Genomic DNA, 17,896 nt, shown 5'->3' with positions numbered 1-17,896 from the left:
GCAAACCAAAAACATGAATCAGCCAAAAGAAGCGGTACAGCCGGTTCAGGATATAGAACAAAAGAAAAAAGACCGCGCTTGGGCGGCGTGGCTTATTATCCTATGCGGCGGCGGGCTGTTGGTCCTGCTCATGGCCTTTTCGATTACCAAGGGCGCGGCGGGAATTCCGCTTTCCTCAGTGTGGGACGCCCTGTTCCGCTTTGATGCGGAGAACACCCGGCAGCTGATCGTGGTTGACCTGCGTCTGCCCCGGGTCATCGCCAGCGCCCTTGTGGGCGCGGCCTTTGCCGTGGCCGGGGCCATTATGCAGGGAACGACCCGAAATCCGATGGCTGATTCCGGGCTGTTAGGGCTAAATGCCGGGGCGGGCTTCGCCCTGTCCATCTGCTTTGCGTTTTTTCCCGGCATGGGGTATATGCAGATTATCCTATTCTCCTTTTCAGGATCTGCATTGGGGGCGGGGCTGGTCAATGGCATCGCATCCCGGCGGCGTGGCGGCGCAACACCGATGCGCCTGGTTCTGGCGGGCGCTGCGGTCAGCGCGCTGCTGGCGGCGTTCAGTCAGGGCATCGCACTGTATTTCGCTGTGGCTCAGGACCTCATGTTTTGGACGGCAGGCGGCATGGCCGGTTCCAATTGGGAGCAAATCAAAATTATGACGCCGTGGATACTCGCCGCTTTGCTGGGGGCGATTGCTCTCTCTCGTTCCATTTCTCTGTTAAGTCTGGGCGAAGACGTGGCCAAGGGCTTGGGGCTCAATACGGCCATAGTCAACGCCCTTTGCTCTCTCATTGTTCTGATACTGGCGGGGGCTTCGGTATCCGTGGTGGGCGCGGTGGGCTTTGTAGGCCTGATTATTCCCCATCTGGCAAGATCCCTTGTGGGGGTGGATTACCGCTGGATCATACCGTCCTCGGCGGTACTGGGGGCACTTTTGATGGTTGCGGCGGATTTGGGTGCGAGAATGCTCAACCCGCCCTTTGAAACGCCCATCGGTGTATTGACTGCGCTGGTCGGCGTGCCCTTCTTTTTATATCTATCCCGCAAGCAAAAGAGGGCGTTGTAATGGACATACGGCAGAAAAACGAAGCGTATAAAAGAAAAATCGCCATCCGAAACACGGCCATCGTCACCGGATGTGCGGCTTTGCTTGTGATTTCCTTTATGATCAGCATGAATACAGGATATACGAAGCTCACTCCGCCGGATACCCTGCGCACCCTGTTCGGTGGCGGCACGGCTAAAGAAAACCTGATTTTGTTCGATTTCCGGCTGCCCCGCATTGTTGTTTCTATCCTCGTTGGCGCAGGGTTGGCGCTCTCCGGCTGTATCATCCAGGGTGTTTCAAAGAACGCGCTGGCCGACCCCGGCTTGCTCGGTATCAACGCGGGCGCCGGGCTTACGGTCATCCTGTATGTGATGTTTTTCGGCGCTCAGTCCTTTCTCTCGGTCTTTACCTTACCTTTTCTGGCATTGGCAGGCGCGGGCGTGACGGCCATTTTGATTTATGCGCTGGCTTTCAAGAAGGGTGAGGGCATCGCTCCCCTGCGTCTGATCTTGACCGGCGTGGCGCTACAGGCCGGTATTTCTGCCCTGACTACCTTGCTGGTCGTGAAACTGGACGAAACGCAGTTTACCTTCGTGGCGACATGGCAGGCGGGCAGCATTTGGGGTTCAAACTGGAAATTCGTGTTGGCGTTACTTCCGTGGCTGCTGCTCCTGATTCCCTATGTAATGTACAAGGCCCGTGTTTTGGACGTGCTGAACATGGGCGATGACGTGGCGTACAGCTTAGGTGCGTCGGTGGAACGTGAACGGCGCGGGCTGCTGGCGGCGTCTGTTGCCCTTGCCGCCTCCTGCGTGGCGGTGAGCGGCAGCATCAGCTTTGTGGGGCTGATCGCACCCCATCTGGCGCGACGGCTGGTAGGGCCTAAGCATGCCATTTTGCTGCCCGCCTGCGCCCTAACGGGCGCGGTGCTGGTAGCGGTAGCAGACACCATCGCGCGGGTGATCGTGCAGCCCTCTGAGATACCCACCGGCATCATGGTAGCCATCATCGGCGCACCGTATTTCCTCTACCTGTTGGCAAAGAGCAGGCAGTAACGAAAGGATGATGAACATGCACAGTATTGCAACAGAAAACTTAGCCGTCGCCTACGATGAAAACCTTGTGGTGGACGATCTGGATATGCAAATCCCAAAGGGGAAAATTACGGCCATCATCGGGCCGAATGGCTGCGGGAAATCCACCGTATTAAAGGCTGCGGGCCGAATCTTAAAACCCAAGGGCGGCATGGTGTACCTGAATGGAGATAATATCCGCCGCCTGACAACGAAAGAGGTGGCGCAGAAGATGGCCATCCTTCCTCAATCCCCGCAGGCCCCGGCAGGGCTGACCGTGGGCGAGCTTGTGGCTTACGGGCGTTTCCCCCATCAGCGGGGCTTGGGGAAGCTGAAACCCGAGGATAAGGAAATTATCCAGTGGGCGCTGGCGGTAACGCGCCTCGTCGAGTTTGAAACCACGGCGGTGGACAATCTCTCCGGCGGCCAGCGGCAGCGGGTGTGGATTGCAATGGCCCTTGCCCAGCAGACTGACCTGATCCTGCTGGACGAGCCGACGACCTATCTTGATCTGGCTTATCAATTAGAGGTTCTGGAATTGCTCTACCGCCTGAACCGGGAGCAAAGCTGCACGATTGTGATGGTACTGCATGACCTTAATTTGGCCGCCCGTTTTGCGGATTACATGATTGCCCTACGCTGCGGTGACATTATCAAGCACGGTACGCCGGAGGAAGTCATGACTACAGAGGTTCTCCGCGAAACCTTCCACATCGACGCGGAAATCGTGAAGGAAACGCGCACGGGCCGCCCCACCTGTGTTTCCTACGACCTGATCCGGCCGGTCGAGGATAGCTGCGATATATGCGAGAAAGTGTGTGGATGAAGAAAATTGCGATTTACGGCAAGGGCGGCATCGGAAAATCCATCATCATATCCAATGTATCGGCGACAATGGGGCTGACCGTCACGAGGTGTCAGAGGGACAGGTCCTTCGCCACAGTCAATCTTCTAATCATTTCACTTCTCTTCGTGTCAATGAACCTGTCCCTCTGACATACCAAAGGATTTGTTCCGAGACGGCCTGCCCAATAAAATGAAAATAAAGAAAACGAAGCCTGGTTGTCCGGCTTCGTTCGTGTCTGTAATGCAGTTGGAACTGGTATGATTATTCTAAGCAGGTATCTCCGCAATGGTTGCTAATATGGCCGGACCTCTTGTTTTCAGCTCCTCCATCCTGCTGGCAATCCTGTTATACTTCTCACCATAAATCATATCATCAATACCAGTCTTAAATTCAGTTTGACCAGTGCGGCCAATTCCCCCTGCAGTTCCATCAATCATCACTACGTGCCAACGGGACGGAGTTATCCGACACTATTTATTTGATCTCTTTATTTTCCGGATAAAACCACAAAACTCATGTCAGATTAAGATACATATTGGGAAAATCTATTCAATTAACAGCGGCTGCCAGCAGCACTGCTGACAGTTACATCCACTAGATACCGGTTCTGGCCGCCGGCTGCAAAAATTACCCGCTATAACCAAGCTGTACCGAAATCCTGTTGGCTGTTTCCTTGACTACAGGCATAAATTCAGCCATCACCGCCTCAGTCATCCTGATGGCCGGTCCGGCCACACTGATAGCCGCTTTTACGGTGCCGGAATGATTAAATACCGGCGCCGCCACCCCGCGGATGCCCGGGAGATAGTATTCATCATCAATAGAATAGCCCCGCTGCCTGACCGTCGCCAGCTGCTCCCTGATTAAAGGCAACTCAACAACCGTTTTATCTGTATATTTTAGAAACTGACCCTGCCGTTCGAACTCAGCCAGCAAGGCATTAAGTTTTTCCGTATCCAGATAAGCTAGGATAGCTAACCCCAGCGCGGTACAGTAGGCCGGAAATCGTGTCCCCACGTCAAGTCCCATCCGCAAAGGCTCACGGCTCTCAATCCGGTCAATATAAATGACCTGATTAAAATCCAAGACGGCCAGATTCACCGTCTCGTTTGTAATCCCGGCCAGTTGTTCCAAATACGGATGGGCCGTCTTGCGAATGCCGATATGATTCACCATGCGGTTCCCCAGTTCAAAAAGCTTAAAACTCAGTTTATATTTTTCGTTGGCGGTCTGTTCTACATAGCCATGAATGCGCAGGGTGGTAATGATGCGGTGGACCGTACCCTTTCCCCAGCCGAGTTCTCTGCTTAATTCACTGATCCCCATTGCTTCCACCCGGCTCAAAGTCTCTAAAATTTTTAATGATTTTTCTACTGAGTGTACTGCAGTAACGGATTCACTCATGATAACTCTCCTGAAACAGTAAATTGTAATTTATTCAACCTCGCTTGGCTAAAAAATTACGGCCCTCTTATATTTCCAATCTATTTTATAACTTGATTATTTTATGCAGGATATTAATTCATAGTTGCTGCCGGCCAAACCAGATTGCCGTCCCCGTCAAAAGGCAGTTCCGCCAAGGCGGACAGCACGGCCAGCTTAGGATTGCCGGCAAGTTCGGGCAGCAGGGCCTCCGAAAGATAAAAATGCTCTAATTCCAGCGTATTCTTTATCCAAACCAGCCGCGCCGCCTCCGGCGCTGTTGGTCCGCAGATCATAAGCGCGGCGGCAATCGCCTCTTTATCCGATTCCAGTGCGATAGGCACCCGTCCTTTTTCCGGGGCGGCACCGGTCAGGCAGTTGATTGCTGTGGCCTTAAAATCAATCTTAGCCACCAGCCGCCGTGTCGTTAAATCAGCCATGCCGATACCTACGGCGTTGCCATAGCTGTCATCGGCCAAATCCAGAGCCACAATCCTGGTGTACTGCGGGAACTCGGCTTCCGGTTCCGCAGCATTATAGATTCTGCCAACAACATTGGTATCCATACCGGTGCCGGATATCTGCTTGCCAATTTGCTGCACAATCACCACATCCAGCGTGGCAAACGGAATCACTGCCATCATCTGCTTGGCAGCCTGCAACAAGTGCTGCTCGCTTTTTTCAATATCCGCCGCTATTGCCGCTTTAATAATCGCGGTCTCATGGTAAAAGTTTTCCACTATCCCTAGCCCGAATAAAACAGGAGCCGTTTGCAGCACATAGCGTGCTACTACCGGGATAACATTGTTAAACCCCCGTTTAACCGCAAATCTATGCGCTGTTTGTGCGCCTTGATGATTGCCTAAACCAATCGTAATCAGCTTCATCAGCCCGCTTTCGACAGGACCGATAAAATCCGTGTGCGCTTTGACCCTGTGAACCAGAACAATGCCGTCTGCTTCCATAGCAATTTTATCAATTAAAACCGGGATGCCTGATTCGGTGGTGCCAATCCGGACCACCTCCAGCGAGGACCGTATCGGCACACCAATACTCTCGGCCGTAATTCCCAGCGTTGCCAGCACCATAACCTGCCCTTCGGCGGTAGCCCCGCCATGGCTGCCCATCGCCGGCACAATAAAGGGTTCAGCGCCCAGCCTTTGTAATTCTTCAGCAACGGCCCGCACAATTAAGGCATGGTTGGCTATGCCCCGGCTGCCCACCGCGATGGCGATCCGGGCCCCGGCTGTCACGGCCAGGTTTAACCCGGCTATTTCCTGCTTAACAACCGCAGCCATATCCTGTAAGGCAGGTACATCCGAGCGTTGCCTGACCAAGACCACTCTGGGAAACTTCATGGACCTCCCCTCCTTTTTTTACTTTGCGCGGCCGGGACTACGCCGTTCCCGGCCGGGAGACCGCTTCAGCGCTGCGGCGGCAGTTTGCCGCGCCTTTCAATTGCCTTAAGCAGGTTAGTCAGTGTTTCATTAACAGGAGTGGGAATACCCAGTTTTGCGCCTTCGTCCACGATCGCCCCATTGATGGCAAGCACCTCAGTCCTTAGTCCCCGCTCTATATCCTGCCTCATAGAAGCCTTATTATCATAAGTGGAACGGCAAATGCCCCGGACATGTTCCAAAATATCAGCCACCATAAACTTAATCCCTTTAGCCTTGGCCACGGCAGCACCTTCCTGCACCACTGCCGCCTGAAGCCTCTCTGTTTCCTTATATTCCAGTAGCTGGCCATTGGTCAGCATCGTAATGGCAGCAAGAGCGTTAATGCCCACATTGGCTAATAGCTTTGTCCAGATCAGGCTGTCCACATTCTGACTGACATGCATCTCCACCCCGGCGTTAGTAAAGGCAGCAACCACTTGCTGCAGCCGTGGTGTTATTGTTCCATTCAGTTCCCCGATTGAAATTGACCCTGTTGCGCTGGGTTTAATGATGCCCGGTCCTAATACAGTACAGCCAAAGGCGGTCGTACCGGCCAGGATGCGGTTAGCGCCCAAAATGGCAGCGATAGTTTCTACATTCCCTACCCCATTCTGGACAGTAAGTATGCTCGTATCTTGACCGGCAATTTTCAGACAATCCCGCGCCGCCTGTTCGTTATCGTAAGCCTTAACAGCAAACAGTATCAAATCCGGTGTACCGGCGGCCTCAATTCGGCTAACGGCTTTGACCGGCAGTACCTCCACGCCGCCTTGGCGGACAATTGTCAGGCCATTTGCCTGCATAGCCGCCACATGTTCTGTATTAATATCAACAAAGGTTACATCTTCACCGCTTTTGTGTAAAAATGCCCCAAATAAACCGCCAATCGCCCCTGAACCAACAACGGCAATCTGCAAAATAAGCCCCTCCCTTGTATGTATTGGTTTCGAGGAAGTAATTATGGAATTCATTCCCTGGGCACCGCTTGCGCGCACCCCGCCGGTGATGAACAATGCTCATAAATGCTGGAGCATTGTTCATCTATTATGCAAATTTTATAAAGCTATGTACCCTGCATTATGCGTATGCCGGCCGGGGGCAGTTCATAAATCAAACAGGGGTGTTGTTGTCCTGCGCAGGCTTATTCGCCCAGTAACCGGCAAGGATTGAGCCGGTAAAATTATGCCAGACGCTGAATATTGCCCCGGGAACGGCAGCAAGCGGCTCTAAATGAGCCAGTGCCAATACTACTGCCAGCCCGGACATTTCAATACCAATTTCAAATGTAATCGCTCTGGCCTGCCGCTCCCCCATGCCCAGAGCTTTGGATGCGCCATACCCCAAAGCCAGGCCCAGCCCATTGTGCAGGGCAACGGCAATGAGGGCAATAACCGCTACTGTAACCAGCTTGGCGGCACTTAAGGCCACCACGATGGCGATCGCCCAAATAATAGCGATGACCGAGATAACAGGCACAATTTTCATAATGCGGTTCACAAAAGAATTAAACAGGCCGCGCAGTACCATACCGATTAGTACCGGCAGCAATACAATCTTTACTACATCCAGAAACATGGCCGTAGCATCAACTTGTATCTCCGACCCGGCCAGCAGCAAAAATGTCGCGGGCAGCAGCAGCGGCGCCAAAATTATGTTAAAACTGGATACCGTAACCGATAACGCCGTATCCGCTTTTGCTAAAAAACTCATTACATTGGAAGCGGTGCCGCTGGGGCAGCAGCCGACCAAAATCAGCCCGGCGGCCAAAGCCGGCGGTAATCCCAATAATTTTGCCACACCAAAGCCGACTAAAGGCATGATGAGATATCTGAGCACAATGCCAATAACAACGTCCCTGGGCCTGGACAATACCAGTTTGAAATCTTCCACCGACATTGACAGCCCCATCCCCAGCATAATCGTGCCAAGTAAATAAGTAACCAGATACCCCTGTGATTGTAAGGAATCCGGGAACAGAAACGCCAGCCCGGAAAACAGGATAAGCCATACCGGAAACAGCTTGGTAATTGCCAAAGCAATTTTTTCTAACAGAGCCATTTAAGATCCCTCCGTTTTTCATTATCCAGCTGGAGCAGAATTACAGCACCTGTAGTCACGCCACAACAGCGGTTGCATTGTTTGTTAATATAAACGCTTCAAATCCTCCTCTTTCATGCCAAAAGAATGTTCCGGCCCGGGAAATACTCCGTCCTGCGTTTCCTGATAAAAACTGTTCAGGGCATCTACCATTTGTTTGTTAAGCTGGGCATATTGTTTGACCATTTTGGGCACAAAGCGGTCAAACATGCCCAATAAATCCTGAGTAACCAATACCTGGGCGTCACAATAGGGGCCGGCACCGATACCCATAGTGGGAATATTGAGCTGTTCAGTAATCATTTTGGCTACAGGGGCGGGAATGCACTCCAGTACGATAGCGAAGGCGCCGGCCTGGGCAAGCGCTTTAGCATCTTCCAGCAACTGTTTGGCAGCTTCGGCATCTTTACCCTGAACCTTAAACCCGCCCAGCTGGCCGGCGGTTTGCGGCGTTAAACCAATATGCCCCATCACCGGAATACCGCCGTTGACCATTGCGGCCACGATAGGGGCAACATTTTTACCACCTTCCAGTTTAACAGCATCGGCACCGCCTTCTTTCATAATCCGGTTGGCATTACGGATTGCGTCCCCAATCCCGGTATTATAAGATCCAAAAGGCATATCCCCAACAATCAAAGTATTGGGGGCCCCCTTGACTACCGGTTTGGTGTGATGAATAATATCTTCCATGGTAACCGGCACCGTACTGTCATATCCCAGCACTGTCATGCCCAGCGAGTCACCCACCAGAATCATTTCAATCGGTGTTTTCTCAATTACCGAAGCCAATAAAACATCATACGCAGTAATCATGGTAAACTTCTTAGTTTTGCCTTTCATTTCCCGGCATTGGGGAATTGTCATTTTAACCTTTCCCATTGTACAAACCTCTCCTTTAAATAAATTTATTTTTGTCTCGCTCGGGGCGAAACACCGGTGCCAAAAAATATACCAGGTAAGTGTTCATTATTTCGGAACAATCGTTTCGAATATTTTATAAAAAAATTACTTGGTTAACCAAGTATAACAATTTTACTGCCCTTGTTAAATATGTATTATTTTCTGTCTTTTGTGTAAATTCTATCTCATTCAGTATATTCTGTCAATATCTTATATTTTTTTCTTTCATTATATGCTTAAGTCTGCTAATATTGCAGCATACCCCAGCGCCCTTTGCCGGCAGGACGACGCCAAAACAGTCCGGCCCACGGTTATGTGGGCGGACTGTTTGGATAGACCTATACTGCTTTTCATACTATATGGCTTAGGCATATAAAGCTTTTATTTACTTGCAGCGAGAGTTTCAACCAAATGCAGCACATCACCGTCAAAACTCAGTTTCTCAGTATTGTAGATCCAAACTGAATCATTGGCTTCCGTACGGAATGGCTTGCCCCAGCTAAGCTCAACCTGCCCCTTGGTCATGCCGGCTTCGACACTTCCGTTTTGAATCTTGCCCCACAATTCGTAAGACCCGCCCAGACTCTTTCTGGGGTCTTCCGTAAACAGGGCACCCTGCCAGGGAGGAGACTCGGTCCAGGCCTGAACAGGCATATTAGTCCAACTGTAGGCGATGGGTAAAACCGCTTTCTCCCCGTTTACTGAAACAATCAGCCAAACAGGTTCCTGCGACTGATTACCGAGATATACATCAACCACCGTAACGGGAGCGCCAATGTCAGTAGCTACAGACTTTGGCACCGTATTTCCATCAGGGACATATAGCCCTGACAATTCTCTAAACTTGGGATAAATAGTTTTGCCCAGAAACTGTTTACGGGCATTCTCCAGGTCGGAGGCCAAAACAAGACCTTCTAATTGCCCGCGAATAGTACGGCCAAGCAATTTTTCGCCGGTATCATTGACAGTCATGCTAATCGTATACTCCTGCTGATTATAACCGGCGGGAAAAGGCACTACGGCAGTGACTGTAACCTGTTTGCCAGCATGTTCAGCGTAGGGAATGCGGACCGAACGGTCGCCCTGGAAGCCTTTATCAGCCTGATCGACTGTAAAAATCTCATAGCCGTCAGACTGCTTATCGGCAGGCAAAGCAAGAAAAGTAAAGACCTGGCCCTGCCACTTCTCGATTTTTATATCTGCCGGCGGTGTGTCAGCGGAAGCTGTCCAAACCGGACTGGCAGTGCCTAATCCTATCAACAAACTCAAAACCAGTAATATCCGCAAGCTAACTGTCTTCAATCCTGATTACCCCCTAATTTAAGTTCTTCCTGACGGTAACTGTGGATCTTTCTGAAAGCCTCCTGAAATTTCCCCGAAAAAGAATGACTCACCTGGTTGCCCCTGTAGAAGCTCTGCAGTTTATACCTGACTATACTGTAGCAGTCAATAATAATCTGGCATGATCAGTAAGTTTTATACATACAACGTATTATAGTGCATATAACAAAATTCGTCAAATATTTATTTTCTTTTAGTAATTATTACCAGCAATCTTAGTCGCTAAGCTGCCTTTATGCCGGGAGAGTTATACTGTCTATCCTGAAAAATAGCATTTTTCATTCTTTGCTGGTGCCGCTGTAACGGCATGACTGTCTATCAGGACAAAAACAAAACTGACAGGCCGCTTCAGTCAGCGGCACGTCAGTTTTTAACCTCTATAACACCTGGACCTTATATTCGCGCAGCCAGTGATCAGCCTGGATCAGATAGGCGAAAAGCTGGGGGCCGCTCATCAGCTGCCCAAACCAGGGAATGTTAGAAGCAGACAAATCAGTCCGGGCAATCTCTTTGAGTTTTTCGATATCCAGCAAGGCCTGCAGCGGGGATGCCGGGTCCTGTAAAATAGCCAGGGCCTCATTGACAACGACCTTGGTATAGGCCGGATTATGAGTTTTGGGATAAGGACTTTTCTTCCTCCATAATACGTCCTCCGGCAAGATTCCTTCCAAGGCGTACCGCAGCAAGCCTTTCTCCCGGTTGTGCGCATTCTTCATGCTCCAGGGCACGTTCCAGACATAGTCTACAATGCGGTGATCACAAAAAGGCACTCTAACCTCCAGACCAAACGCCATGCTCATGCGGTCCTTCCGGTCCAGCAGGGTCGGCATAAACCGGGTAAGGCTGAGATAAAAGATTTCGCGCATCCTGGCTGAACGGACATCCTCACCCGGCAGGCGCGGCACTTCCGCCAGCGCCTCACTGTAACGCTGGGCTACATATTCAGCCGGTTTTATCCTGGCCTGGATTTCAGGTTTTAGCCAGGGAATACGGATTTCCGGCCGCGGCGACCAGGGGAATGTCGTGGCATTGATCATTTCTTCCCGCTGAAACCAGGGGTACCCCCCGAAAACCTCATCGGCACACTCGCCTGACAAGGCCACAGTGGCGCCTTTTTTGATCTCGCGGCAGAATAGATAAAGCGAGGTATCAATATCAGCCATACCCGGTAAATCACGGACCAGTGCGGCCGGCCTGAGACTTGCTGCCAATTCCGGCGTATCTAAGAGTATATTGTGGTGAACTGTGTCAAAATGCTCTGCTACCCGGGTAACAAAAGGTCCATCCGGATTAGGCTGGAAACTGTTGGCTTTAAAATGCAAATCATTATCTACATAATCTACTGAATAGGTATGCAGGCTTCCCAGACCCGCTCTTTTATGGGACATGGCGGCCAGGGCAGTGAGCGCACTGGAGTCCAGTCCGCCGGAAAGCAGTGTACAGATGGGCACATCTGATACCAGTTGGCGTTCGGCCGTATCAATAAGCAATTCCCGTACTTTTGCTTTGGTATTGTCGAAACTGTCCAGGTGCGGCTGCGATTCCAGTTTCCAGTATTGACTGATCAGCTTGCCCTGGCGGTTGTAAGTCAGGCAATGGCCCGGCTTCAGCTCTTTGACATTACGAAACACGCCATGCCCGGGTGTCCGGGCCGGCCCAATCATAAAAACCTCGGCTAAGCCTTCGGCATCAAGCTCAGGCCGCACCAACGGATTAGCGAGCAGGGTTTTAAGTTCTGATCCAAAAATAAAACTACTGCCGTATTCTGTGTAAAACAGAGGCTTAACCCCAATCCGGTCCCGGGCCAGAAACAGGCTCTGATTGGCCTCATCCCAAATACCAAAGGCATATATGCCGTTACACCGTTCGACACAGGCAGGCCCCCACTCGATAAAAGCTACGAGCAGTACCTCCGTATCACAGCGGGTGCTGAATACATAGCCCCGGTCTTCCAGCTGCTGTTTGATTTCTAATGTATTATACAGCTCACCATTATAAGTGATGATGAATTTCTGCTCACCGCGAAACCGGATCATAGGCTGGGCCCCGCCCACAGGATCAATAACACTAAGGCGGCGATGCCCCAATGCCGCCCGTGGTGTAATATAGGCTCCCTGCGCGTCTGGTCCGCGTGCCGCCAGTGTTGCAATCATAGCTGATAAGATATGGCTGCTTTCTGTTAGATCTTCCTGCCAGTCAATCCAACCAGTAATTCCGCACATGCTTTAATCATCTCCCATAAAAGAATATAGCCTGTGAACGCCCGGTTTGCTATGCCGGCGTACCGCAGGCGCCTTTGCCCACATGCTGTTTGCATGCTTATAAATATGCGTCTTAGCAAACAATTGTCACAGGCGGCCAAGAAAATATGTATGCTGCAGAGGTTCAGCGGATACGCTAAATTAAGGACTAACTGATTTATGCAGGGAGGAAATGATTATGGCTGAAAGCAAACAGTCGGAAACAAACTTAAACACGCCCCAGGCCCAGACGAATCCTGATTATCAGCAAGGGGCCGATATTGACAATGCCGGTGCCGTATATCAGGAAAGCGGTCTTGATGCCACCCAGGATGCGCTCCGGTCGGAGGAGCTCAAGCCAGGCAACAAGCATGCAACCGATAGTCTGGTCGCAAGAATGTTATGGGGGCATGAAGAAAAAGTTAATTTGAATGTGCGCGTGTCGGAAGATGGCTCTTTGGATTTAAATGATGATGTACGTTAAAAAACAGGCCGAATCCGGCCTGTTTTTTCTTTAACAGTGACTTTTATCACAGCGTATAGTGCTTTGATTTGTTAAACTAAGCCTAAAGATATATTCCCCCGAGGAGGTTTATGTATGAAAAAGCAATTGATAAAAAATATTGAGTTCAGCAAAGCACATGATTTGGTTAACCTGGTCGATTATCAGCCTGGCAAAGTCGTAAGCCTGACTTTGTCACAAAACCAAACCCTCAGTATAACCCTGTTTGCCTTTGCGCAGGGCGAAGCAATCAGCACGCACTCGGCCCCTGGCGATGCCCTGGTATATATCCTTGACGGCCGGGCCGATATTAGCATCGGCGGTGAGAAAATCACCGCCACTGCCGGTCAGGTGGTCGTTATGCCTGCCAATATTCCCCACGGCCTTGAGGCTGTGGAAAATTTTAAAATGCTGTTGGTCGTTGTTATGTGATTTTACAGTTTTAGATCTACCCCGAATATACCAAGCAGAGTCCCTGTGCCGTCAGTAATCGGCAGGGAAATGGTTAAACAAGGCTGATGGGATATGGACGAAACATATACCTGCGATACGTAGAACTTCCCCTGCCTGGCTTGTTTAAACCATTCTCTGGTTGAGGCATTGGCAATGCCGGCCGGAGGCAGGGAAGCAACAAACTGCCCATCTGTTAAATTTGTCCAGGCGGCCTCAAGCTCAGGATTCTGCGCTAAGAGGCCGCTCAGTATTTCTTTATGCTCAGCCCTATTCATACCTGTCACCTGTTGATTTTTCACGGTACGTTCCAGCAGCTTGCGCAGTTTTGCTATCCTGGCGTCAATTTCGGCCTGCTGGCGGCTGCTGATATCAATAAGTGTCAGCTTGCCGGTAGTAGCCACAAGCTGCTCGGCTACTTTAGCCAAAACGTCCCCCATGCCCCGCGTATCGCCCAGGTGTTGATCCTGCTGGCCAAGAGAACTGGTTACGGTCGTCATCCGGCTGGCCGCTTCGTCCGCCATGCTGGCAATCCGGCCGAGAAAATCTGCTGCTTTCTGGGTAGCGGCAAACTGGTTTTGCCTGGCAGCGCTGGCCTCCGCCATTTTTGCCTCCACCTGGGAACTGGCTGCTAAAATCGCCTGCAGGCTGGCATCCGCTTCCCGCATTTCCTGCGCGCCTGTTGCCACGGCGTTGGTCCCGGTTGCCGCTGCTTTTGCCGCTGCCAGGACCCCGCCGTCTATTTCGGCCAGCAGTTTATTGGCTGAATTTGCGGCAGCGGCACTGGCATCGGAAAGCTTCTGAATCTCTTGCGCCACAACCGCAAAACCACGTCCGTGCTCCCCGGCTCTGGCGGCCTCAATACTGGCGTTAAGCGCCAGAAGATTGGTTTGCGCTGATATCCCCCGGATGGCAGTCAGAAAACTGTCGATATCCCTGGCCATTTGGGTCAGGGCGGTAATTCGTTCCCCTACTTCGGCTGAAGCCTGACGGATAGAATCCATCGCCACCGTTACTTTGGCTGCCGCCTCATAACCCTGGGCCGCAATATTTTTGGAAGCCAGGCTGTCCTGATAAATATCACCGGCCACGGCGGTAATGGTTTGCGTTGCCGCCATAATATCATCAATTTGGCGGGCTGCATGCTTAGTCGCAGCCGCTATATCCTGGGTCAGCCGGTCGGCAGTGCCGGCCTCCTTACAGGCCTGTTCCGCCAGGCAGGCAGCCTGGCCGATAACGGCGTTAACCTGGCTTACTGCTGCGGAAACCTGACTGGATGACACCTGTGTTTCCTGCCCGAAGGTTCTCAGCATGCCTGCCAGGGAAGCAATATTTTTTGCTAAAGGCTGTAATTCTGCCGGATACTCATCCGGATCAATCCTGGCAGACATATTTCCGGCTGCATATTGGGCAGTCAGTCTGCTTAGCTTAGCAATAGCTTTATTTTTCCCAAACCACAATGACATAAACGCCCCACTCCTGTCTCTGAGCTGCAAACTGCAATTTCTTTATTTTTCCAAATAAATATACTATAAAATAGATTGGCAGGGCAAGAGTAAATAAAAGCAAATTAACATTTTATTGGACATCTGTGTTGCACATCTATGTTGAGTGTACATTTTGTCCATTTTTGCGCTGCCAGGACGTTCCAAATTGCCGGTTCGGCTATTTTTACACATTTTCACCGTACAATATACCGGAGTTAGACAAAATCCCGCATCATTTCCCAGTAAATAATGCGGGCTTGCGTTTATTGGGATAAAACCTGCGCCAGCCGGAACAGTTCCGGATCAATAGCCTTTTTCTTGCCGACAGCATCCTCAATTGCCACCTCAACACACTGGCGGCATTGATAACCGATCATGATCTCGGTCCTGCCGTTCAGCAGGGCCCGGACCGCAGTCTCCGCCAGGCGGCTGGCAAGCAACCGGTCCGATACGGTGGGTGCCCCGCCGCGTTGGATATGTCCAAGGACAGATGCCCGCGTCTCCAGGCCGGTTTTAGCCCGGATGGACTTGCCCAGGTCAATGGCGCTGCCGGCCCCTTCCGCCACAACCACAATACTATATTGTTTGCCTTTGGTTCTGGATTCCAATAATTTTTTGCAAATTTCCTCTTCCGAAAATGGTTCTTCCGGGATGAGGATAATCTCGGCCCCCCCGGCCAAACCGGCAGTAAGGGCAATCCAGCCGCAGGCACGCCCCATTACCTCAACCAGCATGACCCGCCCGTGGGCTGAGGCCGTATCCCTTAGTTTGTTGATCGCGTCAAGGGCGGTATTGACCGCGGTATCAAAACCGATCGTATAATCAGTACCCCAAATATCGTTGTCAATGGTCCCGGGCAAACCCACAAACTTAATGCCCAGTTCCCCGAGATGCCTGGCACCGGTCAGCGAGCCGTCACCGCCAATAACAATCAACCCTTCAATGCCGCGGGCTGTTAAATTGGCGGCTGCTTTTTGCCGGCCGGCCAGGGTCTTAAATTCCTCGCTGCGGGCGGTGCCCAAGAAAGTACCGCCTTTTTGAATAATATCGCCCACTGACCTGGAATCCAGCACTCTCATATCGCCGGCGATCATGCCGGCATAGCCGTTTTTAATCCCCCACACCTCAGCATCGTGTGCCAGGGCGACACGGACTGCCGCCCTGATGGCCGCATTCATGCCCGGACAATCGCCACCACTGGTTATCACTGCAATCTTTTTCATAATGACCCTGCCTTTCTTCCCCTATCGGATTTTATAAAGTTCAATGCTGTACGGCTTCTGCCGGCACCCGGAAGGACTTGGCATAAGCCAAGTCTGTCTAAAACTTAACCCAGTGTTAAAATATGCTATATATTCGGCAATTACCTCCAATTGCCTGCCAGGAAAGGTTGCAAAGCCAAAGTTTTCTTTTATACACCGGAAACCCGAATCATTTCTATTCTATTATATATATCTTGTTAAATCAAAAACATGGCCACAATCGTCGTCACCGCCAACCCGGCCAGCACCGGCAGCAAATTGCGTCTGGCAAGCTCAAAGGGACTGACACCACAGATAGCAGCAGCTGGTATGAGTGCCCAAGGAACCAGTGTCCCGCCGCCTACCCAGATGGCCGCAATCTGGCCTAACGCGGTCAGGGTTGCAATCCCGGAACCAATGGCCGTGGCGAATAAATGGGCAATCGAACCGGCTAAGGCTATGCCGGAGAACCCTGAGCCATCCAGGCCTGTTATTGCTCCCACAAGGGTTAAAGTGACGGCGCCAACCGCGGGATTAAGCGGTACCAGACCGGCAATTGCCAAACCGATATCATTGACAATCCCCTCGGAGGGCGGCGGCAGTACCTGCCCCATAATATGATTGATGCCGGCATCACCCAGATAAAAAAAAGCGGCAATGGGAATGACCGGGCCAAAAATAGTAAAGCCGAAAGTAAAACCGTCAATCAGATATGCCGTTACTTTCTCTAAACTCTGGTTCCGGTACACCAATAAAGTGATTAATACCAGAATAAATACAGCGGTGCCGCCAATTAGCGCCGTAGCGTCCCCGCCTTGTAAATCAGCCGCATACATAATCGCGACATCCAAAAAAAACAGCCCCGGTACAAGGACGGCCAACACCTTTTTCACCCTCACCGGCAGTATATTGCGCAGGTTCGCCCCCTGCTCCTCGCCAGGCGGCGCATAGCTGGCGTAGGACAGTTCAGCAGTTTCACACCTGCTGAAGTCCGCTTGTTCCTTTATATCCCGCTTCAGCAGCCAATAAGCGGTAGCTGTGGCCACCAACCCCATGACAAAGACTAAGGGTACGCTGGCACTTACAACACTCTGCACAGGAATACCGGCGGCCGTTGCCGTCAGTCTGGGGGCGCCCTGAATCACGAAATCACTGGATAAAGCAATGCCATGGCCGAACAGATTCATGGCCACAGCCACGCCCATGGCCGGCAGCCCGGCTCTTACCGCCGCCGGTAACAGTACCGCTCCCAGCAGGGCCACTGCCGGTGATGGCCAAAAGAACCAGGAAATAACCATCATTAATAAGCCTGTTATCCAATATGCCTGAAAGGGTGTGCAAATCAGGGTCGTTATGGGCGCCACCATAACCTCATTAATACCTGTGATCAGCAAAATCCGGCTCATAGCGACAATGATGGAGATAATCAGAATGGTTCCCAGCAATTCAGTAATTGCATATATAAAGCTATGAAAAATACCGCTGAGAGCCAGATAAACTGAGCCTTTGACAATTAAACCGATAGTAAAAATCCCTATAATGCATACCAGAGAAGTATCACGCCGCATAATCATTACACCCATAATCACAACAATAAACAGTAAGTACACATAGTGCAGCGCAGTAAGCTCTACCCCATCGCTCTCCCTCCTGTGCTTTATAATCTCTACAGAATATGCGCAAAAGAAGAATTTAGTCATTTTGTTCTAGCACCTTGTCAGCTCTAAAACGGTAGAATAATGGCGAGGCTATTTTTCGCAAACCAAGGCGACCGTCAGTATTCACTGGATTAGGCTGACAAGGTGC

17 protein-coding genes are annotated in these 17,896 nt (G+C 51.2%); 6 read left to right on the top strand and 11 right to left on the bottom strand.

The window, feature by feature from the left end:
* Positions 1-13: 13 nt before the first annotated feature.
* From SPTER_RS02220 to SPTER_RS25820, 4 genes are read left to right on the top strand one after another with little or no spacing between them, the layout of a single operon-like run.
* On the top strand, positions 14-1,066 hold the full coding sequence (locus SPTER_RS02220; RefSeq protein ID WP_144348862.1) for a FecCD family ABC transporter permease: 1,053 nt from the start codon (positions 14-16) through the stop codon (positions 1,064-1,066).
* A complete protein-coding gene (locus SPTER_RS02215; protein ID WP_144348861.1) occupies positions 1,066-2,103 on the top strand; it encodes a FecCD family ABC transporter permease in 1,038 nt (345 codons plus the stop codon). The genes SPTER_RS02220 and SPTER_RS02215 overlap by 1 nt, the downstream gene beginning before the upstream one ends.
* A 7-nt stretch (positions 2,104-2,110) precedes the next feature.
* Positions 2,111-2,947 carry an ABC transporter ATP-binding protein gene (locus SPTER_RS02210; RefSeq protein WP_425474342.1) on the top strand — a complete coding sequence of 279 codons (837 nt, stop codon included), beginning with the start codon at positions 2,111-2,113 and terminating at the stop codon, positions 2,945-2,947.
* A complete protein-coding gene (locus tag SPTER_RS25820; protein ID WP_425474341.1) occupies positions 2,926-3,117 on the top strand; it encodes a hypothetical protein in 192 nt (63 codons plus the stop codon). The genes SPTER_RS02210 and SPTER_RS25820 overlap by 22 nt, the downstream gene beginning before the upstream one ends.
* A 117-nt stretch (positions 3,118-3,234) precedes the next feature.
* Here SPTER_RS25820 and SPTER_RS24495 read toward each other — a convergent pair whose 3' ends face one another.
* The 8 genes from SPTER_RS24495 to asnB all read right to left on the bottom strand — a co-directional run bounded on the left by SPTER_RS24495 (position 3,235) and on the right by asnB (position 12,392).
* Positions 3,235-3,408 carry a hypothetical protein gene (locus SPTER_RS24495; RefSeq protein ID WP_170233111.1) on the bottom strand — a complete coding sequence of 58 codons (174 nt, stop codon included), beginning with the start codon at positions 3,406-3,408 and terminating at the stop codon, positions 3,235-3,237.
* A gap of 187 nt (positions 3,409-3,595) precedes the next feature.
* On the bottom strand, positions 3,596-4,372 hold the full coding sequence (locus SPTER_RS02200) for an IclR family transcriptional regulator (protein ID WP_144348860.1): 777 nt from the start codon (positions 4,370-4,372) through the stop codon (positions 3,596-3,598).
* A 113-nt stretch (positions 4,373-4,485) separates the two neighbouring features.
* A complete protein-coding gene (locus tag SPTER_RS02195; RefSeq protein WP_144348859.1) occupies positions 4,486-5,748 on the bottom strand; it encodes a nickel pincer cofactor-dependent isomerase, group 22 in 1,263 nt (420 codons plus the stop codon).
* 65 nt (positions 5,749-5,813) lie between these two features.
* Positions 5,814-6,746, bottom strand: coding sequence for a ketopantoate reductase family protein (locus tag SPTER_RS02190; RefSeq protein WP_144348858.1), 933 nt, complete (start codon positions 6,744-6,746; stop codon positions 5,814-5,816).
* A gap of 193 nt (positions 6,747-6,939) precedes the next feature.
* The gene (locus SPTER_RS02185; RefSeq protein WP_144348857.1) at positions 6,940-7,887 is read right to left on the bottom strand and encodes a bile acid:sodium symporter family protein; all 948 of its coding nucleotides are present in this window, start codon (positions 7,885-7,887) and stop codon (positions 6,940-6,942) included.
* A gap of 84 nt (positions 7,888-7,971) precedes the next feature.
* Positions 7,972-8,808, bottom strand: a complete 837-nt coding sequence (panB, locus tag SPTER_RS02180; RefSeq protein ID WP_144348856.1) for a 3-methyl-2-oxobutanoate hydroxymethyltransferase — start codon at positions 8,806-8,808, stop codon at positions 7,972-7,974.
* Between the two features lie 402 nt (positions 8,809-9,210).
* Complete coding sequence (locus SPTER_RS02175; RefSeq protein ID WP_144348855.1) at positions 9,211-10,131, bottom strand: hypothetical protein; 921 nt, start codon at positions 10,129-10,131, stop codon at positions 9,211-9,213.
* A 416-nt stretch (positions 10,132-10,547) separates the two neighbouring features.
* On the bottom strand, positions 10,548-12,392 hold the full coding sequence (asnB, locus tag SPTER_RS02170) for an asparagine synthase (glutamine-hydrolyzing) (protein WP_144348854.1): 1,845 nt from the start codon (positions 12,390-12,392) through the stop codon (positions 10,548-10,550).
* A gap of 217 nt (positions 12,393-12,609) precedes the next feature.
* On the opposite strand from asnB, the gene SPTER_RS02165 reads away from it, so the two are divergent.
* Both SPTER_RS02165 and SPTER_RS02160 read left to right on the top strand, forming a co-directional pair.
* Complete coding sequence (locus SPTER_RS02165) at positions 12,610-12,894, top strand: hypothetical protein (RefSeq protein WP_144348853.1); 285 nt, start codon at positions 12,610-12,612, stop codon at positions 12,892-12,894.
* A gap of 114 nt (positions 12,895-13,008) precedes the next feature.
* Positions 13,009-13,344 carry a cupin domain-containing protein gene (locus SPTER_RS02160; RefSeq protein WP_144348852.1) on the top strand — a complete coding sequence of 112 codons (336 nt, stop codon included), beginning with the start codon at positions 13,009-13,011 and terminating at the stop codon, positions 13,342-13,344.
* Between the two features lie 2 nt (positions 13,345-13,346).
* Here the strand turns inward: SPTER_RS02160 and SPTER_RS02155 are convergent, their stop codons facing one another.
* The 3 genes from SPTER_RS02155 to SPTER_RS02145 all read right to left on the bottom strand — a co-directional run bounded on the left by SPTER_RS02155 (position 13,347) and on the right by SPTER_RS02145 (position 17,700).
* Positions 13,347-14,828, bottom strand: coding sequence for a methyl-accepting chemotaxis protein (locus SPTER_RS02155; RefSeq protein WP_144348851.1), 1,482 nt, complete (start codon positions 14,826-14,828; stop codon positions 13,347-13,349).
* A gap of 284 nt (positions 14,829-15,112) precedes the next feature.
* Positions 15,113-16,075, bottom strand: a complete 963-nt coding sequence (pfkA, locus tag SPTER_RS02150; protein WP_211367562.1) for a 6-phosphofructokinase — start codon at positions 16,073-16,075, stop codon at positions 15,113-15,115.
* A gap of 233 nt (positions 16,076-16,308) precedes the next feature.
* Positions 16,309-17,700 (bottom strand): hypothetical protein, encoded by a 1,392-nt coding sequence (locus SPTER_RS02145; protein ID WP_246105443.1) that lies wholly within the window; start codon positions 17,698-17,700, stop codon positions 16,309-16,311.
* Between the last annotated feature and the right edge of the window lie 196 nt (positions 17,701-17,896).

It is taken from the genome of Sporomusa termitida (assembly GCF_007641255.1).
Taxonomy (GTDB): Bacteria; Bacillota; Negativicutes; order Sporomusales; family Sporomusaceae; genus Sporomusa; species Sporomusa termitida.
This window is presented reverse-complemented; position numbering and strand designations above follow the sequence as displayed.

Excerpts from the sequence above, each read along its gene's own strand:
- SPTER_RS02220 (WP_144348862.1), top strand. The coding sequence starts at position 14 with ATGAATCAGCCAAAAGAAGCGGTACAGCCGGTTCAGGATATAGAACAA.
- SPTER_RS02215 (WP_144348861.1), top strand. The coding sequence starts at position 1,066 with ATGGACATACGGCAGAAAAACGAAGCGTATAAAAGAAAAATCGCCATC.
- SPTER_RS02210 (WP_425474342.1), top strand. The coding sequence starts at position 2,111 with ATGATGAACATGCACAGTATTGCAACAGAAAACTTAGCCGTCGCCTAC.
- SPTER_RS25820 (WP_425474341.1), top strand. The coding sequence starts at position 2,926 with ATGCGAGAAAGTGTGTGGATGAAGAAAATTGCGATTTACGGCAAGGGC.
- SPTER_RS02200 (WP_144348860.1), bottom strand. The coding sequence starts at position 4,372 with ATGAGTGAATCCGTTACTGCAGTACACTCAGTAGAAAAATCATTAAAA.
- SPTER_RS02195 (WP_144348859.1), bottom strand. The coding sequence starts at position 5,748 with ATGAAGTTTCCCAGAGTGGTCTTGGTCAGGCAACGCTCGGATGTACCT.
- SPTER_RS02185 (WP_144348857.1), bottom strand. The coding sequence starts at position 7,887 with ATGGCTCTGTTAGAAAAAATTGCTTTGGCAATTACCAAGCTGTTTCCG.
- panB (WP_144348856.1), bottom strand. The coding sequence starts at position 8,808 with ATGGGAAAGGTTAAAATGACAATTCCCCAATGCCGGGAAATGAAAGGC.
- asnB (WP_144348854.1), bottom strand. The coding sequence starts at position 12,392 with ATGTGCGGAATTACTGGTTGGATTGACTGGCAGGAAGATCTAACAGAA.
- SPTER_RS02165 (WP_144348853.1), top strand. The coding sequence starts at position 12,610 with ATGGCTGAAAGCAAACAGTCGGAAACAAACTTAAACACGCCCCAGGCC.
- SPTER_RS02160 (WP_144348852.1), top strand. The coding sequence starts at position 13,009 with ATGAAAAAGCAATTGATAAAAAATATTGAGTTCAGCAAAGCACATGAT.
- SPTER_RS02155 (WP_144348851.1), bottom strand. The coding sequence starts at position 14,828 with ATGTCATTGTGGTTTGGGAAAAATAAAGCTATTGCTAAGCTAAGCAGA.